Genomic DNA, 23361 nt, shown 5'->3' with positions numbered 1-23361 from the left:
AAATGTGTCTTGCTGCACCGTCGCGGATTACGGTCATCTTCGAGGGCGGTTTTTTAGCTGAAGTAGAGAGTTTCGGTAACAAACGGAAGGTAGGGCTAGCCATGGTCCCTGAGGCCAAAGTGGGCGATTATGTGCTGGTTCACGCCGGGTATGCCATGGAAATTCTCGATGAAGAAGCCGCCCGGGAGAGCCTCAAAACGTGGGAGGAAATATTGGCTATCACAGGGGAGGCAAAGTCTTGCACGGACAAGTCCTAAAACAATTTCGTGATCCCGATTTAGGACGGCGGATGGCCGAATCGACACGTCAACGGTTACAGCGCCTGGCTGATAAATTGGGCCGCCGGCCCCGGTTCATGGAGTTTTGCGGCACCCATACGGCAGCCATCTCCCGGACAGGAGTGCGCGGGGTGCTCAAATCAGAGGTCGATCTCTTGAGCGGCCCCGGTTGTCCCGTTTGTGTCAGTGATTACAGCGATATTGATCGGGCTATCGCCTTCAGCACCGTGCCTGGTGCCATTGTGGCTACCTTCGGAGATATGATGAAGGTCCCCGGCAGCCGAACCACACTTCAGGAGGAAAAAGCCCGAGGCGCTGATGTGCGTGTCGTCTATTCTTCCCTTGATGCGCTGCAGTTAGCCCGGGAAAATCCCGATCGTCCCGTCATCTTCCTGGGCGTCGGCTTTGAAACGACAGCGCCCACTGCGGTGATGACGCTAGAACAGGCTGTCCGGGAAGATATCCGTAACTTTTATCTCTACTCCATGCACAAGACGACACCGCCACCGACCCGGACACTGCTGCCCGATCCGGAACTACTGATCGATGGTATTATCTTGCCCGGCCATGTGAGCATGATCTTAGGCCGCAAAGCCTGGGACTTTCTCCCGGAGAAACTGCAACGACCGGGCGTGGTGGCAGGGTTTGAGCCTGTCGAATTGCTCGCCGCGATCGATACTTTGACCGATATTCTTTTGACAGGAAATTTGTCTGTTGTCAACCAGTATGGCCGTGCCGTCCGGGAAGAGGGAAACCTGGTAGCTCAGCAGGCGATGGACAAGTACTACCGTTTGGTCGATGGCCCCTGGAGAGGGCTGGGAACGGTGGCCGGCAGTGTGCTAAAGCTTAAGCAGGGATATGCTCCGTGGGATGCGGAAGCTTGCTTTGACGTCAACGTACCGCCAACTCAGATCCCGAAAGGGTGTATTTGTGGCGAGATCGTGAAAGGGAAGCAAAGTCCCTTCGACTGTGCTCTCTTTGGCAAGGGCTGTGACCCCATCCGCCCCGTGGGTCCTTGTATGGTCTCTTCAGAGGGTACCTGTGCCACCTATTATAAATATGAACGAAAGCTGTGAAAGAGGGAGGATCATGGCCGATAAACGGATTATGCTGGCTCATGGCGATGGCGGCGCCTTAACCCATCGCTTAGTACAAGAACTTTTTTTACGCCATTTTCCTCATCCCACCTTGCATGGTCTCACCGATGGCGCTCTACTTCCTCAGCCGAATGGTCCGATGGTCATGTCGACAGATTCCTTTGTCGTCAATCCCATCTTCTTTCCCGGCGGCGATATCGGTAAACTGGCCGTGGCCGGCACAGTGAACGACTTAGCTGTATCGGGTGCTCGTCCTCTCTATCTGAGTGTCGGCTTTATATTGGAAGAGGGCCTGCCTATCAACGAATTAGAACAAGTCGTCCATTCCTTGGCGCAGGCGGCAGAAGCAGCTGGCGTAGCAGTTGTGGCTGGAGACACGAAAGTGGTGGAAAAAGGCCATGGTGACGGGATCTATATCAATAGCACCGGTATCGGTGTCCTGCCTGTGGGCCGGGACTTCGGTTATCATCGCATCGCTCCCGGCGATATCATTCTGATTAACGGTTTTGTAGGCGATCATGGCTTAGCCATCTTGTCTAAACGAGCAGGCCTGACATTTGATACCCCTGTACAGAGCGACTGTGCCCCACTAAACGGGCTTATTGAAACCCTGCTGGAGCGTGTTCCTAAAGTGCCCAGCGCCGTCAAATTCATGCGCGATCCGACTCGGGGCGGCGTGGCAACAACCCTTAAGGAGATTGCCCTGTCTACAGGTCGTGACATCTATCTCGATGAGTCGTCGCTACCGCTGCGCGAAGGGGTACAAGGAGCTGCAGAACTGCTTGGACTTGATCCGCTCTATCTGGCCAACGAAGGCAAAGTACTGGTTGTGGTGGCACCGGAAGCGGCAGAGGCCGTCCTGGCGATCATGGGCGAACACCCGCTTGGACGCGATGGAGCTATCATCGGACGTGTCAGCGAAGGGACTGGGCAGGTCTATTTACGGACTCCTCTAGGAGGACACCGGATCCTCGATATGCTGGCTGGTGATCCGTTGCCGCGAATCTGCTGATCTAACGTAGCCTGTGTCTAACGAGGATGTTCGATATCCGACCTTGAGAATCATAAATACAAGGAGGAAGGAACATGTGTACACCGGGAACCTTTTTGAACGAAATTCAACTCATCATTCGGCAGTTAAAAGGCCGGAATCATCGCCTTTTCCATGACAGTCAGGACGTGGCGAACTATCTGCGGGAGTATCGCCAGGATAAGAATGTGGCCGATCTGCTCGACGAGATGACCTTGATGTTGAAAGAAGCGGAAAAGTTAGCAGCTAAAGCGCTGGAAGCAGTGGAACAACAACGGGCCGAAGCGGAACAGCGAACAATGCCGACAGCCACCTTGTTTAATCCAGTCAAATAGAGGTTCACGAAGAAAGCCCTGTTCTATCACAGTGATCGATGGAACAGGGCCTTTGTGGGCAACCAGTACGCCCGCAGCCACTACTGGCCTTGGCAGAAAGCCTTCTGGGCCGAATTTTTTGATGTATCGCTCAGCTATCTCTTTCTCAAGCACCATAAAGATAAGTACTTAGGCCCCAGCTTCAAAGTGCACATGCTGCACCGGATGATGGCTTGGGGATCAGTGGATATAAATTTCACTGTGAAGAGTAATTGGATGTTCTTTTTTTAGGCCGGCGAAAAGAGGAATGCGGTTTTTGACGATGCAAGATAAAAAATGACCCTGTTCTACCGCCGATGGATAGAACAGGGTTTTTCTTTGTATAGAACGCTTTTGAACGATAACACAAACTACATCGATTGGGTCGAACGAGGAAGATCTGAACCGGAAACGAATTTTTTTCGTTTTGCTCCCGAACCGACGATGTAGGCAGCCAAAGGAGTCCGATTGATGATGACGGAGAAATAGTAGGCGCAGATCACGCATCCGGCGAGGATGATGACGATCTTTGGGGCGATAGCGAGGGGCTGCATGAACTTATAAACCACTCGAGCCGTATATTCCAAGGTGAGGGCATGGACTAAATAGGCGCCGAAGGAATGTTTCCCTAATCGATCCAGATACGCTGTAACTCTGTTACTCTCTCGGGTGAAGCGCAGCGTCAAGCCGTAGAGAAAGATGATCGCGCTGACGGAGAAAAGAGCCATAGACGGTTTTAATGATGTCGACACATTAAAATTGACCACATATCCAGCGGGGCTTGGATAGGATTGAATCCACATTTCATAGGTCACCAGTATGAAAAGCAACAGGCAGAGGAGGCTGTTCGCCAGAAAGGTTTTCTCCACCCAGGCTCGCCACTGGGTCACAGCAAGGCCGGCAAGGCCGCCGAGGATGAAATAGAAGAACCAGAAAATGAAGGTACGGTCGCGGTACTCGGAAAAGAACGACCAGAGCTTTGGCAACCCACTAAGGTTATCCAGGTGAGGGATGACGGAAGAGGAGAGCCAGGTCAGCCCCAAATATACCGCTCCGAGGGATGCCATAAGCAGGATGAGGGATTTTTCGCTACGCAGGCGCGGTTCTAACTGTTTGGCGGCACTTCGAAAAAAGGGATAGACTATGTAAAACTGATAGATCATGACGATAAACCATAAGTGATAGTAAGTGGAACCGGTCAGTATTTTTTGGGACACATCTCTGATAAAAAACAGGAAGTCTTGTGGAAAAGGAACTCCGTGGAATACATAGATGAGTGACCAGACAAGGTAAGGGATGATGACCTCTTTCGTTCGCCGCACGATAAAACTGGGATACTCTAACGTGTCATAGTAATTATAAAAAATAACCATCCCCGTCATAAAGACGAACAGGGGCACTGCAAATTTGGCGAGATTGAAAAGTATAGTGAGTAGGATAGCGTCCGATTGACCTAACCCCTGTTGATTCATAAAGGGCCCCAACGTATGCTGAAAGGCCACCCCGATAAAGGCGAGCCCCCGCAGGATTTGGACTTCCCCTAGATATGTTTTTGTTTTCAACGCGGCTCTCCCCTGAATACCTATTATCGTGCGGCAAATGTTCGATAAATAGGCTTTTGATTTTCAAGTATATCACATCAAGGGAACTGCTTTATACTTCCTTTTTGAGTTCTCCTTTCGATTCGTCGAAGGGAGATTTTTTTGGAACCGTTTTAAATACATAAACGTCTATATTTGGATAGATGTTTTCTGCTAAATGAGGAAACTCATCTAGTTCTTTTCTGTATGTAGGTAGTGATTTTGCTCATCCATTTGAACAGGAAGCCCATCGGACTCGAAATAAGTAAAAACAAGTAAGGAGAATGACCAATGAAGTTACCACTGTCTCTGTTGTCTGCCAAGTCTTTCCGTATGCTTACCGTTGGAGTGTTCATGGCGGGGTTACTGACTACTGCCGCCTACGGTAACACACCGGCAGGCGCTGAAGTCAAATCGGCTTTGGCCGTGCAAAGCCAAATGGGAGCGTCCACAGGCAGTGAATCCAGCACTGTAGTTTCCCAAAGGGAAGATCAGATACCGGAAAAGGAGACACCTCCGGAGCCAGTTCAAAAGAAAATGGATGATTTTATCGCGAAGATCTCTCAGTTCTATCCAGAACTTAAACAGATGAAATTACTATACCTACAACATGAAACGAACTATCAGGAAGAGAGCGGTCAACCGGCAAAAGTATGGTATGTTCACTACATAGATCCAAAAGCGACTGAAAAAGAACGCGCCGTCGCATACCAAGTATCTTTTAGCTTTGACGATGAAGACGGCAGCCCCCGATCTTTCCACCTGCAAAACCCGGCTTGGGCCAATTTAGAAGATCCAAGCCCTTCCCTGGCAAAGGAAAAAGCGACGGAGTTTTTTGAAAATGTGTTCGGAATCCAAATGAAAGACTACGAGGTGGGCGATTCTTTCGGCGGGGGCGCCTCTAGTGTCAGCTATGAAGGAAAACAGATCCTGTGGAGATATACTCGTGTTGCTGTTGAACGACGCGTCCATGGAATCCCCTTTCAAAACAGTGGATCTTGGAGCATCGACGTGGATGGAGCGGGACATATCGTCGGTATGAACCTTTCCAAAGAAACGGCCATTGATTCGGCGCGTTTCCCTGACCCTTCGTCTGCTGTTTCCCCGGAATTGGCGAAAAAAGCGTTCGCTGACCGGATGAAAATGGAACTTGTCTATATGCCGCAAGAGAATCTGAACAAGCCTGGAAATGGGTTCGAAGTGGTCTTTGGACGACAGCCAATGCGCTTAGTCTATCAACCGGATGGATTCATCTCTCCCATAGATGCCTTTACGGGAAAACCGGATTCTATGCTGTACAATTTTACGATAACTGACTTGCCGCAAAAAAAGGTCCAGGTCAAAGGAGAAGGAAAGGCCATTTATTGTGCCTCCGTCGATGAAGTGAGGAAAAAGGTCAAAGCAGAATTTGGTTTACCTTTGAACGAACTTGATTACATCACCGATGAGCTACATGAAAAACCGGGACCGGTGAACGTAAACATTCCTAAGATTCATACTTACAATTTTATTGAGAAGAGGGAGCCCTCCAGAAATAAAGAAGAAGTGTCAGAAATGCCTCGCTACGCTGCCGTCGAAGTAGAATCTGACACGGGACGCCTCATCGGTATCCGTTATCAAAAGGGGGGTAAAAATAATAAAACTCAGCCCATATCGATCGATAGGGCGCGAGAAGAGGCGGTTCAGCTTATCCAGACTTATTTGCCCAAGGAAACGGTAAGCTTACGCGTAACAGACCTTGCCCCATTAACGACTCCCGAATATCCTGAATGGGTCGATAAAACAAAAATTCCGAAGAATGATGTCACGGAAGATAGAATGTCATTCCTTATAAATCCTTTATATAACGGCATTCCTATTGAAGGGATGGTTGGATTTGTTTCCGTCGACAAGTATACAGGAAATATGGTTACTTACCGTGCGTTTCCGATCGACTTTAAAAAACTACCTTTCGATACACCAGGTATCACGTTAGAGAAAGCCAAAGAAACATATCTTCAGAAGTTAGCTTTTGAAAAGAAGTATATCTGGCCCGAAATGTTTGACCAAAAAGCACCTAAGCCGAGTCTCGTCTATGTTCCCGACTTTACTGCGGCCGGCGGTGTCATCGATGCCTACACAGGTGAATTAATCCCTTACATGCAGTACAAAAAATAAGGGGCAGTAGACGAAATATAGAATAAAAGGGAAAGCCGACCCCTACGACAAGAAGTCTAAGGGGTCGGCTTTTTTGATAGAGCCATCTTTAAGGTTGTGTTTTAGGAGCAGAGTATTCGGTATGTCTGTTTATAAGCTATTGGTTGGTTGATTCAGTGGATTCGTCGATGGTGACCACTTGACTTTCTGGGTCGAAACTAACGTCTTTCTTCAGTGTCTCGCTGATAAAGCGCAGTGGAACGAAGGTGCGGTTGTTGACGACTTTTCCAGGGACGTCAATCGTCACTTTTTCGCCGTTGATCAGCGCTTCGTTAGAACCCAGAGTGAGGATGATCTCTTTGTTGTCCTGGGTGATGGTCACTTTTTGTTCTCCGGCATTCCACTGGACCGTAGCTCCGAGGGCTTCTGTAATCGCTCGAACCGGTACCAATGTACGCCCATTTTCGATGACTGGCTGTACACCATCAAAATTCGGCTTTTGACCTTTTACGTATACTTTGATGCCTGCTTTGTTCGCCGATTTCCAGGCGGCCTTCAATTCGGCCATGGTGGCTTTATCTTTAGAATCAATTTTAACGGCTTGTTCCAGGGCATTGACGGCGGCCATAGGATCTCCTGATTTTTGCATGAATTTAGCCACGTTCTTCAACACTTTGGCTTGGTTGGCTGGTTTTATTGTGGGGACCGATTTCAACGTAGCTGAAGCTACTGCTTGCAGCTCTGTTTTCACTTCAGCGTCCTGGGATACGGCAGCGATTGCCACTGGGTCTTCGGCGATGGTGGAGAGCTGGTCTGCCACGGTTTCCGGATTCGTAACCGGAGTAGTGGTTTGGCTGGTTTCATCGCCGCTGGTAGAGCTGCCAGTGGAAGTATCTGTACCGCTGCCGGTCGTACCGCCGGTGGAGGAATCGGAACCGCTGTCAGTAGTAGTGCCTGAAGAAGTTTCTGTACCACTGCTGGTAGAGTCACTAGTGGAGGTGCCAGCACCGCTGTCCGTTGAGCCACCCGTGGAGGTGCCAGTACCGCTGTCCGTTGAGCCACCCGTAGAGTTTCCGGTACCACTATCCGTTGTACCGCCAGTAGAAGGTTCCGTACCTGTGCCAGAAGTACCACCGGTGGAAGTATCGGTGCCACTGCCGGTAGAGCCACCGGTAGAAGTATCGGTGCCACTGTCGGTAGTACCGCCAGTAGATGTATCGGTGCCGCTATCGGTAGTACCCCCGGTGGAGGTGTCAGTATTGCCGCCAGTAGTGTTGTCTGTATCGTCAGGAACCGGAACGGTGCCGCCACGGCTCTCGATCAACTGTTTCAGTACTTCGATCGCACGGGGGCTTGCTCCATTTTGAGAAGCGTTAAGGTAGGCACGGGTCAATCCTCTGAGACTGGGATGAGTGGTACCTTTGCCTGTCTTTGTCGCATTTTTGGTCTGTTTATTTATCGTGGACTTCGAATCTGTAGAAGAATTGGAACTTGGTTTTACGGGGTTCGATTGGCTTTGGCTTTTTCCAGAGGAACTGTTCCCTCCGCCGTGATTACCACCATTTTTGGCCATAGCCATGGTGGTTTGTACTGTGAGAAGGCTAAAAACAGTAAGGACGACGACGAAGCCTTTACGAATGTTCATCCCGATACCTCCTTGTATTTACTGGAGAGTTAGCACAGTAAAAATTCAATTTTTTCTTGCTTATGGGTAAAAGTATATCATTCATTGTTTTATCGAGAAATAGACCAGAGTCCTAGGAATCGATGGACGATTGCAGGATATTTCCCGTAGTGATGGAAACTATAGTTCATGGGATAGTTCCAAGAATCACTTAGCATGTCAAAAAATATCTAAACATAAGGAGATGGGTACATGGACGCCATTCTTTCTCGCCGAAGTGTCCGGAAGTACACGGACCAACCCGTATCTGATGAATTGGTCAAAGAACTGTTGGAAGCGGCGATGAGTGCGCCTTCCGCCGGCAATGAACAACCATGGCACTTCATTGTGATCAAAGACCGGCAACTTCTCGATGAAATCCCCAAGTTCCATCCCTATGCGGGGATGGTTAAGCAATCTCCAGTAGCTATTGTAGTCTGCGGAGACGAGACGTTAGAAAAGTATAAAGGCTTCTGGGTGCAAGACTGTTCCGCAGCCACACAAAACATCCTGGTCGCAGCCCAAGCCAAAGGGATTGGAGCGGTTTGGGTCGGCCTTTATCCGGAGAAAGGTCGGGTCAAGGCACTTCGAGATCTCCTCGGTATACCGGAACAGGTGATTCCCCTTGCACTCATCCCCGTAGGATATCCAGCGGAGCAATTACCTCCCGCGAACCGCTTTAACCCCGAGCGCATCCATAACAACCGCTGGTAAGCGTAGAAGGGCGTTTATCAGCCATTTTCAATGACCAATGGTGAACACATCGAACCAAAAATAGGATATACTAAATATGTACAAAAAATGAAGCAGTCCGATGGGTTCAGCCCGGGGAATGCTTCATTTTTTTGGGGTGAAAAGGTGCTAGAGTCCCAGGTTTAACGCGAATATCCCTAGGTATTCTTTGCTCGCGAGGCTCACATTTAACAAGGTATCTGCCGACGGAGCCAGCTTATTGAGGTAAAAGGTGCTTCCTGTATTTGTTTTATAGTCGGTCGGGTAAGGCTGTACAGATATGCCGACCTTTTCGAAGTTAAGCACAGACCGCTCCATGTGGAAAGCGGATGTGACGAGCAAGGGTCGAGAAAAGCCTTTTTCATCGAGCAGGCTCTTCGTAAAACGAGCATTTTCCTCAGTGTTTCGGCTGTTCCCCTCGACGATGAGCTTATCTTCCGGAATGCCTAAACTGATCAACTGTCGCCGGGCAATCAGTGATTCGTTGCCGGTATCATTGTAAACCTGACCAGCCGATAAAATGATAGGAAGACCCGTCTGCCGATGCAGTCGGGCAGCCGTTAGCATACGATTCGCGCTAGAACCTGTTAACTGGCCCGTCCCGTCGACATCAGGCGTATCAGACGTGGCGCCACCGCCGAGCAGCACAATCACATCCCCATTCACGGAAGTTGGCGGTGTAAAGCGACTTTCTAAGGAACGGATAAAGAGATCGCCTATGATGGGCACCGAGAGGGCGTAGATCAGAAAAGCCAGCCATATGGATATATAGGCCGAACTTTTTTTTCGGCGGTAAAAATCCCAGGCTGAAACAAACACTAGGATGACCACAAAAAGTCCTGGCGGCAGCAAAAAGCTATATAGAAATTTAATCAAGAACAGCATAGTAGGAGCTCCTTTACGATGATTGAAGGAAGGTGGTCTTTTGAAGTCTCTGCTGATGGAGTTTTCCGGCATCATCAATACTATTCATGACACGATTCTAGGGTACCACGGAGTCGGAAAACATCTAAGCGACAAAGAATTGCATTTTTGGATTATTGGCATAGCGGGAATCTGTATATTTTTGGTCGTCAATAGCCTCTTTAAATACCTCGCCCAATGGGGATTATCGACGGTTTCCTTCTTTTTTACCACCTTTTTCGTCATCGTCATGGCCGTCGCTATAGAGGTAGAGCAGAAGATCACCGGTCGTGGAAATATGGAAACGACAGACGTAATCGCCGGTATCGCCGGTTATCTCGTACTCTTTGCCGTATATATGGCGCTTGTGGTCGTTTTTCGAACGATCATCGGATTGATTCGAAAAAGAGATAAACGAGAAAAAGACAGAAAGAACGATCAAGGGAAATATGTATAAAAGTGTAATCGTACCCATGTTGATTAGGTGACGTGGGTACTGTTATTTTATACCACGATTATCACAAAAAGCAAAACATCTCTATATATATAATAGCCCGAATCGGATAAGGCGGGAGAGGGATGATCTCGAGAGGAAAAGAAAGGAGTTGAACGCTTGAACGTCGATTTGTTGCTGATCGGATTGTATGTGATCGTCTTCGGGGTGATCGTCGTCACCACCTATCTTACCCGGAATTTCGGTCCAGCCGCGATGGATTACATGAGAACGGTCACCACTGAACAGGAACGACAAACAGTGGGGAATTTGGCTCTGTCGGCGGTCGTTTATGCACGGAACCGCTATGGACACCTTTCCGGTGATGAGCAGTTCGAAATGGCACTGAAGCATCTGGGGAAGACCCTCGAGAATAAGGAAATTGTACGGACCATAGAAGAAATGAAAAGCGCCATCGAATTTGCCTACGAGGAAGCGAAAAAGAAGGGACTGATCGCTTCCTTGAAAGAGTCGGTGCAAAAAACATCCTAGACTTGTGCAGATGAAGTTCACTTCACCTTTTATTCTACATTTTCTGCACAACACACTTGCAAAGGTTCAACAAATCTGTTAAGGTTAAAAATAGGTAGACAAATAGATATTTAATGCTTTGCGTAAGCCTGTAGAGCAACAAAGCAACTGCCTGCTGTATCGGTGTCAGGGCGAAAGCCCCCGTTGAGGAAGAAAGAGGGATTCACCATGGATTCATTGTGGCTGTTGAACTTGTTGCTTTGCTTTTGGATGTTGTTCCTGAAGCTCGTCAGCGACCCCCATGCGATAGAGGACTTTGAGGACTAACTAAACTCACATGATGGGATCATGGATTGTCGCTTTTCACGAAATGAAATAATAAACCCCGGCCTTTTGTAACGTGCCGGGGTTTTTTGTTTTGCTCACTTGGAGGTTGTTTTATTTTGAAGTTGGTTATAGGCGTAAATCTTGGCTCTAGATTGCTCGTTGTTATTGAGTGAAGCAGTGGCATGGTGAAGTCCATGAATCAGCTCTCGTTGACAGGAAGAACAGTGAGACCCTCGCTCAATCGTTATACCACAACGACTGCACCTCAAAAGGGAGTTTTCGAAACAGATATACCCAATTTTTACGAGCTCCAAGATTTCTTTTTCATCAATGCCGGTCTCATCAATCACTTCCTGTACGGATGCACCTGGATGATCGTAAAGGTAATCGCGAACCTTTTCCAAGGCGGCGTCCTGTTTCTTGATACATTCTGGACAAAGCTTGCCGCTGATGCCGATAAAAACCCGCTCGCATCGGGAACAGTTGTGAAGTCGCAAGGCCATCCACTCCTCCATTAGATTCCCTTAGGATATTAATAACATAATCACACAGGAAATTAAAGGTTTTTATTCTTTTTGAATGATGATTCAAAAATTTATCGTAAGAATAAGATGTACGAAAAGGGAACGCGACGATTGACGAATTTACTCTTAAGGGAAAAGGTGAGATAATCGATATAGAAGATAGAAGGATATCCCATCCAACTGTTTCAGCCATCGGATACAAGCGCTAACGTCTCTTCGACTCTCCCGTCCTCAAGGAGGTGTCCCATATGATTCGAACAGTCGGTTATTTCGGTGGAATAAATTCAATCAGGAAACCCCCATCGATCTACGCCCCCACGGGTTCTACGGCGCGATTCAATCCGTACAATTATTACGATCCTTATTCCAGTCTAGACTCGTTGAAGAATAAAGTGACAAGTGCATTGAGGGATACACGTGATCGTTTTATTGAACTCGGAAGTAAGGCTGATCAGCTGACCTTCAATAAAGCCGGTAACGTCTTCGACAAGCGGGTGGTTGATACAGGAGGTTCAACGGCTTTCACGGGTACGGCTGTCGATAAGACGACGGCATCGACCTACAAAGTGGGTGTGACGCAAGTCGCCGTAGCCCAGCAAAACCAAGGTGCACAAATGCAGTCTTCGACGATGGCTGCAACTGCCGGCTTTGCTATCCAAAAGAATGTTTTTGCTTTGAATATCAACGGAAAGACCCATACGCTGACGGCCGATATAGGCAATAGTGATACCATTAAGACGGCCCTCCAAAAAATGGCTACGTCGATCAATGAAGCCAATACAGGAATCACCGCAAAAGTGGTCGACACCACTTCGGTTGGTGTGACTAAGAGCCAAATCGTATTGACTGCCAACAAAACCGGAACGGATAACACCTTCACCATAAACGACGTTCAAGGTAACCTTGTTGCCAACAGCGGAGCCCACATCAAAACGACCTCCGCCCAGGACGCAAAGTACACCGTAAACGGAACTCCCATAACGAGTCAAGGTAATACAGTCTCCCTTAACGGAGGCAAGATATCCCTGACGTTGAAAGCGGTCACCAATCAGGACGTCACTGTGAAGGTGGGACAGGATACAGCAGCTATCAAAAGCGCCATTAACGATCTAGTCACGGTATATAACAAAACGGTGAATACGTTGAAAGACAACCAAGATGTAGTCAAGGGCAGTTTTCTCCAAAATATGGCCAGTGCTGTCAAAGAGAACCGCTTAAACCTTGAAGATATAGGAATCGATGTGCGAACAGACGGTTCCCTGGCCGTGGATGCCGCTAAACTTTCTGATGCACTGACTGATCATCCTGATCGTGTGAAGCGTACCATCGGTGATTACGGTGGATTCGCCTATAAAGAAGGGCAACTGGCCAAAGGAATTTCCTCCATGCCATTGACGTCGTTCACAAATGCCGCAACGCTGCGCTCCGATTCGGGAACACAGAACTGGATGATTCAACAACAGTTGAACAGCTATCAGATGAATGCAAATCCCCTCTTGTATTACTCCCTAACGAACAGTTCCGGAATGTTTTATAACGGATATTTCTAAATCGCTGTTGGGAGTAGTAGTCTCGACGGTCTACCTGAGCTTCTGTTGAAACAAGACTCGATCTCTTCGTGAAGAGGTTGGGTCTTTTTTATTCTCAAAAACATACAAGACGTATCTTCGTTCGTTAATAACGAAAATCTTTGTAAAAAGATTTAGAATTTTACAGAAGGAATATTTTTAATTAAAGAGAATAAATACCAAAAAATAATAGATATATTGCGCAAAAGGTGGTTTGAAAGCGTGTTCAAAGGAGTCTTTTTTGGCATGGCGAGAACGGTGCTTTTGCTTCCCATCCTGCTTCTAGCCGGTCCCTTAAGTGCCTACGCTCTAACTCCGTCTACTCCGGTTGACGAGTTATATAGGGCAACTGTGACGATTGAAGATGATGACTTAGATCCGGCGACAAACCCGCCGGTGACGGTGACAGCTGTTGACCCCGACGCCTCGGAACAGGCGTTGGATAGAGGTAAATTTCAAGTAAGCCTAAACAAGGCAGTGGCTTCTGCAGATGTAAAGGTCAAGTACACCGTCGGAGGCACCGCGACCGCTGGCGGAGACTATAGTAAGCTTTCCGGGGTAGTTGTAATTCCGAAAGGAAAATCGTCTGCCGATATCGACGTAATTCCCGTCGACGATAAAGAGACGGAAGCACCGGAAACGGTAGTAATCACACTCGCTGAGGGAACCGGCTACAGCATCGGCAACTCGTCAAGTGCGAAGGTAATCATCAGCGATAACGAAGTCTCCACCAAAGCAACCTTGAAAATAGCTTCCGTCGATCCATACGCCTCTGAACAAGGTCTAGTTCATGGAAAAATGCAAATCTCCCTGACAAGTGGAGTTACCGACAAGGACCTACCGGTTACATATAAGGTCGGTGGGACGGCGACTGCCGAATCAGATTATAAAAAATTAACGGGAAAAGCGGTCATCCCGAAGGGTAAAGCTTGGGTGGACATTGATGTAACGCCTATGGATAACAAAGAAACAGAGGGTCCCGAAACGGTAGTCGTTACTTTAGCCCCCGAACAAAATTACTCCGTCAGCCAGGCATCCAGCGCAACAGTGACAATCTTAGACAATGACACTGCCAAAAGACCGGCCCTAGAAGTGACAGCTGTCGACTCGGGAGCATCGGAGCGTAAATTGGATAAAGGCAGGTTCCAAATATCCTTACTTAGCGGAGTCACTGCGGATAACCTAGCCATCGCTTATTCCGTCAATGGTTCAGCCACAGCTGGTTCCGATTACGAAAAACTCACCGGAACTGGCATGATCCCCAAAGGGAAATCATCTGTAAATATCGACATCGTTCCTATCGATGACAAGACCGTAGAGGGACCGGAGACGGTGGTGTTAAAGCTAGAAAACAGCAGCGCCTATTCGGTAAGTTTGTTGTCGAGTGCTACGGTAACGATCGATGATGACGAATCATCGTCTTTGCCCACAGTAAAGGTAACAACTGTTACACCGGAGATTTCGGAACGAGGAACCGATAAAGGTCTCTTTCGGATAGAATTAAGCAGCGGCACAGCCAGTTCCGATCTGGCAGTAAAATATACCGTTAGCGGCGATGGGACACCGGGAAAAGATTATGCAGCTTTACCGGGAAAGGCAGTAATCCCCAAAGGAAAATCGTCTGTCGACATCAATGTGGCAGCTGTCGATGATCAAGAAGTTGAAGCATCAGAAAAAGTAATCCTTACCTTGACGGACGGAGACAGCTATAGAGCCAGTTCCAACGCTACTGTGAACATCATGGATAACGATATTGCTTCCGATCCCTCGGTAAACATTGTTGCTATCGATCCCTATGCTGCTGAGCAAGGGAAAGACAAGGGTAAGTTTCGCATACTGCTGCGCAGCGGAGTGACTGCTGATGACCTGGTCGTCAACTATGCCGTCTCTGGAACGGCGACAGCAGACTTGGATTACAGTCCGTTATCTGGAACGGCAACGATTCCGAAAGGGACATCGTCCGTCGATATCGATGTAACCCCCTTAGAAGACTCAGAAGTAGAATCGCTAGAGACGGTCATCGTGACATTGACCCAGAGCGCCGCTTATAAAATAGGTTCCCAACCTAGCGCTACCGTCAACATCGCCGACAATGACTTCATCGAACGGCCATTGGTCAAAGTGACGGCAGTAGACCCCCGGGCGTCGGAAAAAGGCCTGGACAAGGGGAGATTTGAAATCTCTTTGGCCAACGGAGTGGTTCGAACGAACCTTGCCGTACACTATAAGGTAAGCGGTACAGCAACACCGGGCAAGGACTATACAGCCCTGACAAGTGTGGCGAATATTCCTGCCGGCAAATTTTCTACAAACGTTGATGTGCAGCCGATAAATGATAGAGAAGTGGAAGGACCGGAAACGGTGATCCTTACCCTCGTTGAAGGGATGGGCTATGGCGTAGCCGCGCCACCGAGTATAACAGAATAAAGAATCATAGCTTACATCCCCGATCTCCCCGATGAGGTCGGGGATTTTTGCGCACCGCGAAAGAAGATAATCTTTGCAAACGGTGAAAATGCACAAAAGGAATGCGCGTTTTTTGGTCGAACTATTTAAATCATCGGATGGAGTACGTTAAGGTGGTATCAGGTAGTTTTGCGAAATATTGTGGCTGGTATCGATGCGGGTTCCACGGCCGTAAAGCTGGTTTTCTTTGATGGTCAACAGATGGGCTTCTGGCAGCGACCCACCGGATGGAGTCCGGCAGAAGTGACCCTGCAAATGCTGGGGCAGGCTTTGAGGGAGTGGAACATCTCCCGGGAAGACCTGAGGCATATCTGCGGCACAGGCTATGGGCGAGTGAACCTGCCATTTTTGAATACGACGGTTACTGAGATTGCCTGCCATTGCCGTGGCGCAGCCTGCTTGCGGCCCGGTGTGGAACTGGTGATTGATATCGGCGGACAAGATGCCAAAGGAATTCAGGTTGGTCCCAAAGGAAGAGTCCTTGACTTTGTGATGAACGACAAGTGTGCTGCCGGGACCGGGAGGTTTTTAAGTGTCATGGCCCATGCGCTGGGGTTGGACGTGTCCGAACTCGGTACCTATGCCGGCGGGGATGCGGTGCCGCCCCAACCGATCAACGCCATGTGCACCGTTTTTGCTGAATCAGAGGTCATCGGCCTGATTCACCGGGGTGTTGACCGAAAAGCGATCGTATCCGGGTTGCACCATTCGGTAGCAAGGCGAGTGGCAGCGATGGTTGCCCGCTTTGATGGAGATGGTCCCCTGTTGTTTACAGGCGGCGTTTCCCGAAACGAAGCGATCCGGTTGGCCTTGGAGAAGGAGTTGAAACGCCCGGTAGAGGTGAATGAACATTCTCCCTATGCCGGTGCTATAGGGGCGGCTTTGATCGCCTGGGAAAAAGTATAGTCAAACTCCTTTACATAGCGATAATTGCCGCCGGGACTTATTTTCAATTTAATCATCAGGAGGGGTTATACATGTCTCGAATTGCCGAAGAACGTCCCTTTACCATGTCCTTTTTTGATGTAGCGATCCCTCGGGCTGCCGGAACCATCCAGGAAGCGAAAAACCAAGGGAAAAAGGTGGTTGGGCACTATTGTGTCTTTGCTCCTCAGGAACTGATCGTTGCCGCCGGCGGGGTGCCTGTGGCCCTCTGTGCGACGAAAGAGGAGCCTATCGCTGACGGGGAAAAAGTCCTTCCCCGGAACTTTTGTCCTTTGATCAAGTCGTCCTATGGCTTTGCGATCACCGATAAATGTCCTTTCTTCCTGCATTCAGACCTGGTTCTCGGTGAGACGACTTGTGATGGCAAGAAGAAGATGTTTGAACTGATGGGTAAATTTAAGCCCTTGATGGTGATGAATTTACCGCCCAGCAATAAGGATGAGGCCAGCCAGACTTACTGGCTATCTGAAGTGGCTCGGCTTAAAGCTTATCTGGAGGACTACTTCCAGGTGGCCATCACGGAAGAAGCCATGACCGCCGCCATCGAAGAATTGAATCAAGAGCGCCGTCTCATGCAGCGCTTGGCCGGTTATCTGACACATGATCCCGTTCCCTTCTCTGGGCAGGACCTGCTGAAAGTACTCTGGTCCCGAAACTTCGTCTTTGATCGGGCGGCCTTTGCCGAACAGGTGGAGGAACTGATGAAAGAATTGGATGAACGGATCGCCGAAGGCGTTGGTGCTACGGCCAAGGGGGCCAAGCGCATTATCGTGACTGGCGTGCCCACAGGTGTCGGTACGGAGAAAGTGATTCGCATCCTCGAAGAATCGGGCGCTGCCGTCGTCTTTTTGGAAAACTGCGCCGGCATGAAACAGTTCATCCGCCTGGTCGATGAGACCAAGGCGCCTCTCGAAGCCATCGCCGAAAAGTATCTCGCCACCCCATGCTCTTGCATGAGCCCCAATCCAGACCGGATGGAACTGCTCGCCCGGTTAGTCGACGAGTACAAAGCCGACGGCGTCGTCGATATCACCTGGCAAGGATGTCACACCTATAACGTGGAAGCCCGGGTACTCCGCGACTATTTGAAAGAACACCGGGGTACACCGGTGTTGCATATCGAGACGGATTACTCTGAAGGGGACAGCCAGCAGATCAAGACCCGGGTGCAGGCGTTTCTCGAGATGTTAGAGGCGATGTAATCAGTCATTGGTTTGCTGTATTAGCAAAATACTTGCAAAATAACTACCTTTCTTGTTAGAAATTCTGAGTGTAAATGGCCCCAGTGTTCAATAAGCATCGAATACTGGGGCTTTTTCATTCGAGTGTAAGTTTCCATTTCTGATTGATTCAATAATATGAATTGACGGAAAAGCAAGATTTTGTGCATGTGTTGACAATCATGAAGTTCACTTGGTATACTCTCTTTCGTAAACTGCATACGGAGCTCTTATCACGAGATGGCTGAGGGACTGGCCCTATGAAGCCCGGCAACCGGTTTTTCTAAACACGGTGCCAAATCCTGCGGGATGCGTACGTGTCCTGAGAGATAAGAGGAGGGTATTTTCCTGCGCGCAAACCTCTTCTTATTTTAGAAGGGGTTTTTTATTTTTTTGCGATGGTATACACAGAAATGGTTCATGCAAGGAGGTACTTAGTAACGAATGATCGAGATAAAGAGCTTGAGGAAAACCTACCAGGGACCGAGCGGACCGCTGCATGCCCTGGACGGCATCACATTGACGATTCCCAAAGGGAAGATCTACGGCATCATCGGCCCCAGCGGCGCCGGCAAAAGCACGCTCATCCGCACGATCAATATGCTGGAACGGCCGACAGAGGGGAACGTCATCATCGATGGGGAGGACATCACTCGATACAGTGAAAGCCGACTGCGTGCCCTTCGCCAGCAAGTCGGCATGATTTTTCAGCATTTTAACTTGCTCACTTCCCGAACAGTCGCTGAAAATATCGCCTTTCCCTTAGAAATCTGCGGCGTTCCGAAAGAACAAATCCGAGCCCGGGTCGCCGAACTGCTGCCGCTGGTGGGTTTAGAAGACAAAGCTGATACATACGTATCCAATCTGAGCGGCGGTCAGAAACAGCGGGTCGGGATCGCTCGGGCCCTGGCCAATCACCCGAAAATCCTCCTTTGCGATGAGGCCACCTCGGCCCTGGATCCGCAGACGACCCAATCGATTCTTCGGTTGATCAGCGACATCAACAAGAAATTGGACCTGACGGTCGTGCTCATCACCCATGAGATGAATGTCATCCGGGAGATTTGCGACTACGTCGCGTTCATTGAACAAGGTAAGATCATTGAGGCCGACTCGGTGCGCCAGATCTTCACCAATCCTCGCTCATCAGTCGTGAAAGAGTTTGTCCAGGGTGCTTTGGAAGGGGACAAGCTCCAGCACCTCTTAGAAGAGGGATTGTTTCATCAGTCTCCTCGGGGAGTGCTCATCCGGGTGAGCTTTGTCGGCGAAGGAGTTAATGAACCGCTCATTTCAACGGTGATTCGCCGCTTTGATGTAGATGCCAATATCCTCTTCGGCAACGTAGATAGTCTTGGCGACACAGCTTTTGGTACGTTGCTGATTGAACTGACTGGCGAAGAGACAAATATCGTGCAAGCCATCGAGTATATCCGGTTGACCCATGTCCGCTTGGAGGTGATCCGCCATGGTTGAAACATACCTGCAGTCCGCCTGGGAGACCTTCTACATGGTCCTCATCTCTTCGACCGTAGCGACCGTCCTTGGGATCCCGCTCGGCATCCTTCTGGTGGTAACGGAGAAGGGCAGTATCGGACCGAACCGTCTTTTGAATAACACACTCGGTTTCCTCATCAACGTCTTTCGCTCGATTCCTTTTATCATCTTGCTGGTGGCGATTCTACCGCTGACGAAGTTCCTCGTCGGAAGCCGCATCGGTACGACGGCGGCAATCGTTCCCTTAACGATCGCAGCCATCCCTTTCGTGGCTCGGTTGATCGAATCATCGCTGAAGGAGATCAATAAAGGCATTATCGAGGCCGCCCGGGCCATGGGGGCAACGCCGTGGCAGATTATCCGTATGGTCCTGCTGCCGGAAGCTCTGCCGGGAATTCTTTTGGGCATTATCATAACCTTTGTCACTCTGATCGGTTACTCGGCCATGGCCGGTGCTGTGGGAGGAGGTGGATTGGGCGACCTAGCGATTCGCGAAGGCTACATGCGCAACAATAATGAAGTGACCTGGGTGACCGTGGTCATCCTCGTCGTCATGGTTCAAGTGTTTCAAAGTATGGGAGATTTCCTGACAAGCAAAATTCGAAAAAACAGGGGGTTACTATAATGAAAAGATTCATCAAAGTTACCGGATTGCTGCTGGCACTCATCATCACCGCTTTCGGTCTCGCCGGCTGCGGAGCCAAAGACACCGGCAGCCAGGCCAAAACCATTAAACTTGGGGTATCCCCAGTGCCTCACGCCGAAATCGCGAAGATAGCCAAAGACATTCTCGCGAAAGACGGTATCGACTTGGAGATCGTAGAGTTCAACGACTATGTTCAGCCAAACCTGGCTGTCGCCGATGGTGAATTGACGGCCAACTTCTTTCAACATACACCGTACCTGAAGAGTTTCGCCAAAGAACACAACCTCAGTCTGACTTCTGTCGGCGGCGTTCATATCGAGCCCATGGGCATCTACTCCCAAAAAGTAAAAGCCTTAACTGAATTGAAAGAGGGAGCGAAAGTCGCTATCCCCAACGATCCGACCAACGGAGGCCGTGCCCTGTTACTGCTGCAAGCCCAAGGCCTGATCAAACTGGAACCGAATGCAGGAACAGAAGCGACGAAAAAGCAGATTATCAACAATCCCAAGAAACTGCAAATCACAGAACTGGAAGCGGCTATGCTGCCTAAGGTTCTCGATGATACGGACATTGCCGTCATCAACACCAACTTTGCTCTCGGTGCCGGTCTGAACCCGGTGAAGGATGCCATCGCCATGGAAGGGAAGGACTCTCCCTACGTGAATATCGTTGTCGTCAAGACCGGCAATGAGAATAATGAAGCCGTTCAGAAGCTGATGAAGGCGCTAACCAGCCCCGAAGTGAAGAAATTTATCGATGAAAAGTACAAAGGTGCTGTCGTATCGGCTTTTTGATCGAACATAGCTAGGCCCCGTAGCCAAAAGTCATCCCCGAAGCGTACCTGCTTCGGGGATAACTTTTTTGTTCGGGAATCGATCCGGCCATTTAGAATTACGGGAACGGAAAAAAGGACCGCCGAGTAGGAAAGCGTAGGGAAGGGCCACTTTTCTGTGGGGCATACTGATACCGTAACGAAGAGGTGGGGACTAACGTCAACAGATTTTTATAGGGAACTACATTTTTTTATGGGAGGTCGATAAATTTTGACGACAGGAAAAGAGACTCCCCAAGGTAACCAGTCGATTCGCAACATCGCAGCCCAGGATCCGGAAAATATCACTGCTGTCGCTGCAACGGAATTTTCTGATCGATCGGAAAAAGCGATCATTCGCAACGTGAAGGCAGGAAAAGGACGGATTTAAACAGCGAAGCAAAAATCCAGCCCGATGATGGGCTGGATTTTTGCTTCGCTGTTGTTCAATAAGGAACGTCTATTATTGTTGGTTTGCCGCAGCCGATTGAACTGGGGCTGGTTGCACTGCGCCAGTCAAGATATCGTGAATCGTTCCTTTTACGGTGAGAAGTTGGTTTCCTTTATCGAGGATTTGTTGTTCCAAATTGATGAGTTGGTCCAGTGCCGCTTGCGCTGCAGTCAGGTCGCGGGCGCTTCGGGCCGCTTTTAGTGCTTCTGCCGCTTGTTTCCGTTGGACCTGTAAATTTTTCAACTCTTCATGGAGGGCTTTCCGTTGTTCTACACTCGGTTGAAGTGATGTTTTCAGGGCCTGCTTTTGTTCTTTGGACAGAGAGCCTTTCAAGGATTGGCGGGTATCTTTGTTCAATTGGGTTTCCGCTTTGAGTTTAGCCCGAAGGTCTTTGACTTGTTGCCGCAGGGATTTCAATTCTTCCTGCTTCGGTGCCAGTGCCGTTTTCCAGGCTTGCCGTTCTGCCGCAGACATTTTGCCGGAATCGGCAGAGGTACTTACCGGATCGGTCTGGGAACTGTCGTCCGTCGTGATGACGGGAGTGAGAACCGGGTCGGTCGTAGTTGTGGCATCAGCGGCAAAAGCAGCAGGAGCCATGAGCAGGCTTGAGCCTAAGACGATCGTAGTCAGCCATCGTTTCATACGAGATTCCTCCTTTTTCGTGCGAAAGCGTTTAGGTAGTTCGAATGTCTTTCGACAGTTTTTATTTTACTTACCGCTTATGGCATAAAAATGAGGGATTTGTGTAATTTCTGTGTGATTTTCATGCTTGGGGACCAAAAGTCAGTGTAAATTCGGCGCCGACAGAGGGGCGATTCGAGAGGTCGATACGGCCGCCATGTTTTTCGACGATCGCCAGTGCAATGGACAATCCCAAGCCGGTGTCGCCGCGAGTTCCTTTATAGAACCGTTGAAACAGTTTCGGGATTTCCTCGGGTGCAATACCGTCCCCATCATCGCGGACCCGGATCAAATCATCGCCGGCGACGATCTCAACGTGAGACCTGGCATGGCGAAGGGCGTTGCTCAACAGATTGATCACCGCTTGAATCAGTTTGTCCCGGTCACCGGAGAAAGTCGGTGACGAATGGATCTTCCTTTCGTCGATAAATCGGATTTCTTTTTGCAGTTCCAAGGCGAATCCGCGCATTTTTTCAGCCGCTTCATAGGCAATTTGTCCAGCCGTGACCGGCTGGAACTGGTAGATGCCGTCGAGAGACTCTAGTTTCGATAAAAGGATCATTTCGTCTACGATGCCTTTTAAACGCCGGCTCTCACTGATGATGATGTCTAAGCTTTTATCGGCATCAGCCCCTTCGAAAACACCGTCTTTGATGCCCTCAGCATAACCTTGGATAGACATAAGCGGTGTTTTCAGTTCGTGAGAAGCCGTCTGCAAAAAAGAGCGCTGCGTTTCGTCGTAGGCTCTGATCTGGTCTCGCATGATACGAAAGGAGCGGGCCACTTCGCCGAGTTCATCGGTCCCTTCGACCGGTAGTTCCACATCATACTTGCGATCGGCTAGAGCCAGAGCAGCTGATTTTAGTTTGTTTGCAGGGTTGACGATGGAACGAGACATGAAAACTCCGATGAACAGCGCTATCACGCTCGAAATGAATAAGCCTTTAAGGATTTGCCGGTTGATCTGCCGGGACATACTATCGATATTTTCCAGCGCAGAAAAGAGAATCACCCCGCCAGCGATAGAGCCGTCTTTTTCGGATAGGGGTATCCCGACACCGACCATATCTTCGCTGCCATTACTCCACAGCTTGTCTGTCGTCTCTCCGGCCAGTACCTTAGGCAGATCGGGATAGACAAACTTTTCGCCTACCAGGTAGCGGCGGGGACGGTTTGAATTGATGATGATTCCGTTCGTATCGACGACAACCGTATTCGCTTCGAGAGTGTTGAGCAGGATCCGGTTCACCCGCAATTCCGCTAAGGGATTTAAGGTGGCTTTTTTATTCATGGAGACGATAATGTTTCCCTGCTCCAGCAGACCGGCTTTTGTCTCCTTAATAAGGTATTGCCGGGTGAGCGTGGTAAAAGATATATCGGCGATGATAAAAGCGATGACCAGAAGGATTAAATAGCTGACGATGATCCGTCTCCCGAAAGAGAGTGTGGGAGTTGCGCGAAAATAGGTTTTCGCCATCATTTCCATCTCATT

23 protein-coding genes and 1 riboswitch are annotated in these 23361 nt (G+C 49.2%); of the genes, 17 read left to right on the top strand and 6 right to left on the bottom strand.

What is annotated here, in order from left to right; genetic code table 11:
- The first annotated feature begins 2 nt into the window (after positions 1-2).
- The 5 genes from H1S01_RS09060 (at position 3) to H1S01_RS09040 (ending at position 3010) form a co-directional block, all read left to right on the top strand.
- Positions 3-257, top strand: coding sequence for a HypC/HybG/HupF family hydrogenase formation chaperone (locus H1S01_RS09060; RefSeq protein ID WP_188039841.1), 255 nt, complete (start codon positions 3-5; stop codon positions 255-257).
- Positions 239-1354 (top strand): hydrogenase formation protein HypD, encoded by a 1116-nt coding sequence (hypD, locus tag H1S01_RS09055; protein WP_188039839.1) that lies wholly within the window; start codon positions 239-241, stop codon positions 1352-1354. Before H1S01_RS09060 ends, hypD begins: the two co-directional genes overlap by 19 nt.
- A gap of 13 nt (positions 1355-1367) precedes the next feature.
- Positions 1368-2387: a hydrogenase expression/formation protein HypE gene (hypE, locus tag H1S01_RS09050; protein WP_279286974.1), complete on the top strand. Its 1020-nt coding sequence runs from the start codon at positions 1368-1370 to the stop codon at positions 2385-2387.
- Between the two features lie 74 nt (positions 2388-2461).
- Positions 2462-2740, top strand: coding sequence for a hypothetical protein (locus tag H1S01_RS09045; protein WP_188039837.1), 279 nt, complete (start codon positions 2462-2464; stop codon positions 2738-2740).
- A gap of 54 nt (positions 2741-2794) precedes the next feature.
- A complete protein-coding gene (locus tag H1S01_RS09040) occupies positions 2795-3010 on the top strand; it encodes a hypothetical protein (protein WP_243237165.1) in 216 nt (71 codons plus the stop codon).
- 119 nt (positions 3011-3129) lie between these two features.
- On the opposite strand, the gene H1S01_RS09035 is transcribed toward H1S01_RS09040, so the two are convergent.
- Positions 3130-4320, bottom strand: coding sequence for an acyltransferase (locus H1S01_RS09035; protein ID WP_188039835.1), 1191 nt, complete (start codon positions 4318-4320; stop codon positions 3130-3132).
- Between the two features lie 309 nt (positions 4321-4629).
- Here H1S01_RS09035 and H1S01_RS09030 point away from each other — a divergent pair, with 309 nt between their 5' ends.
- Positions 4630-6495 (top strand): hypothetical protein, encoded by a 1866-nt coding sequence (locus tag H1S01_RS09030; protein WP_188039833.1) that lies wholly within the window; start codon positions 4630-4632, stop codon positions 6493-6495.
- Positions 6496-6631: 136 nt separating this feature from the next.
- On the opposite strand, the gene H1S01_RS09025 is transcribed toward H1S01_RS09030, so the two are convergent.
- Positions 6632-8119: a copper amine oxidase N-terminal domain-containing protein gene (locus tag H1S01_RS09025; protein WP_188039831.1), complete on the bottom strand. Its 1488-nt coding sequence runs from the start codon at positions 8117-8119 to the stop codon at positions 6632-6634.
- 231 nt (positions 8120-8350) lie between these two features.
- Between H1S01_RS09025 and H1S01_RS09020 the strand changes: the two genes are divergently transcribed.
- Positions 8351-8851 (top strand): nitroreductase family protein, encoded by a 501-nt coding sequence (locus tag H1S01_RS09020; RefSeq protein ID WP_188039830.1) that lies wholly within the window; start codon positions 8351-8353, stop codon positions 8849-8851.
- 147 nt (positions 8852-8998) lie between these two features.
- Here the strand turns inward: H1S01_RS09020 and H1S01_RS09015 are convergent, their stop codons facing one another.
- A complete protein-coding gene (locus H1S01_RS09015) occupies positions 8999-9754 on the bottom strand; it encodes a YdcF family protein (RefSeq protein ID WP_188039829.1) in 756 nt (251 codons plus the stop codon).
- Positions 9755-9794: 40 nt separating this feature from the next.
- Between H1S01_RS09015 and H1S01_RS09010 the strand changes: the two genes are divergently transcribed.
- Positions 9795-10229 (top strand): hypothetical protein, encoded by a 435-nt coding sequence (locus tag H1S01_RS09010; RefSeq protein ID WP_188039828.1) that lies wholly within the window; start codon positions 9795-9797, stop codon positions 10227-10229.
- Between the two features lie 156 nt (positions 10230-10385).
- On the top strand, positions 10386-10757 hold the full coding sequence (locus tag H1S01_RS09005) for a phage holin family protein (protein ID WP_188039827.1): 372 nt from the start codon (positions 10386-10388) through the stop codon (positions 10755-10757).
- A 401-nt stretch (positions 10758-11158) separates the two neighbouring features.
- Here the strand turns inward: H1S01_RS09005 and H1S01_RS09000 are convergent, their stop codons facing one another.
- A complete protein-coding gene (locus tag H1S01_RS09000; protein ID WP_188039826.1) occupies positions 11159-11566 on the bottom strand; it encodes a hypothetical protein in 408 nt (135 codons plus the stop codon).
- 269 nt (positions 11567-11835) lie between these two features.
- On the opposite strand from H1S01_RS09000, the gene fliD reads away from it, so the two are divergent.
- The 8 genes from fliD (at position 11836) to H1S01_RS08960 (ending at position 21128) form a co-directional block, all read left to right on the top strand.
- Positions 11836-13137 (top strand): flagellar filament capping protein FliD, encoded by a 1302-nt coding sequence (fliD, locus tag H1S01_RS08995; RefSeq protein WP_188039825.1) that lies wholly within the window; start codon positions 11836-11838, stop codon positions 13135-13137.
- A 240-nt stretch (positions 13138-13377) separates the two neighbouring features.
- Positions 13378-15582, top strand: coding sequence for a Calx-beta domain-containing protein (locus tag H1S01_RS08990; protein ID WP_188039822.1), 2205 nt, complete (start codon positions 13378-13380; stop codon positions 15580-15582).
- Between the two features lie 168 nt (positions 15583-15750).
- Positions 15751-16527 carry an acyl-CoA dehydratase activase gene (locus tag H1S01_RS08985; protein WP_207732263.1) on the top strand — a complete coding sequence of 259 codons (777 nt, stop codon included), beginning with the start codon at positions 15751-15753 and terminating at the stop codon, positions 16525-16527.
- A 71-nt stretch (positions 16528-16598) separates the two neighbouring features.
- Complete coding sequence (locus H1S01_RS08980; protein WP_188039820.1) at positions 16599-17768, top strand: double-cubane-cluster-containing anaerobic reductase; 1170 nt, start codon at positions 16599-16601, stop codon at positions 17766-17768.
- Positions 17769-18013: 245 nt separating this feature from the next.
- Positions 18014-18122, top strand: a riboswitch (SAM riboswitch).
- Between the two features lie 108 nt (positions 18123-18230).
- Positions 18231-19259, top strand: a complete 1029-nt coding sequence (locus tag H1S01_RS08975) for a methionine ABC transporter ATP-binding protein (RefSeq protein ID WP_188039817.1) — start codon at positions 18231-18233, stop codon at positions 19257-19259.
- A complete protein-coding gene (locus tag H1S01_RS08970) occupies positions 19252-19905 on the top strand; it encodes a methionine ABC transporter permease (protein ID WP_188039815.1) in 654 nt (217 codons plus the stop codon). The genes H1S01_RS08975 and H1S01_RS08970 overlap by 8 nt, the downstream gene beginning before the upstream one ends.
- Positions 19905-20720 carry a MetQ/NlpA family ABC transporter substrate-binding protein gene (locus H1S01_RS08965; protein ID WP_188039813.1) on the top strand — a complete coding sequence of 272 codons (816 nt, stop codon included), beginning with the start codon at positions 19905-19907 and terminating at the stop codon, positions 20718-20720. The genes H1S01_RS08970 and H1S01_RS08965 overlap by 1 nt, the downstream gene beginning before the upstream one ends.
- 249 nt (positions 20721-20969) lie before the next feature.
- On the top strand, positions 20970-21128 hold the full coding sequence (locus H1S01_RS08960; RefSeq protein ID WP_188039810.1) for a hypothetical protein: 159 nt from the start codon (positions 20970-20972) through the stop codon (positions 21126-21128).
- A 72-nt stretch (positions 21129-21200) separates the two neighbouring features.
- On the opposite strand, the gene H1S01_RS08955 is transcribed toward H1S01_RS08960, so the two are convergent.
- Both H1S01_RS08955 and H1S01_RS08950 read right to left on the bottom strand, forming a co-directional pair.
- A complete protein-coding gene (locus H1S01_RS08955; RefSeq protein ID WP_188039808.1) occupies positions 21201-21830 on the bottom strand; it encodes a hypothetical protein in 630 nt (209 codons plus the stop codon).
- A 121-nt stretch (positions 21831-21951) separates the two neighbouring features.
- Positions 21952-23346, bottom strand: a complete 1395-nt coding sequence (locus H1S01_RS08950) for a sensor histidine kinase (protein WP_188039806.1) — start codon at positions 23344-23346, stop codon at positions 21952-21954.
- Positions 23347-23361: the final 15 nt, after the last annotated feature.

The sequence above is a fragment of the Heliobacterium chlorum genome (assembly GCF_014502795.1).
Classification (GTDB): Bacteria; Bacillota; Desulfitobacteriia; order Heliobacteriales; family Heliobacteriaceae; genus Heliobacterium; species Heliobacterium chlorum.
This window is presented reverse-complemented; position numbering and strand designations above follow the sequence as displayed.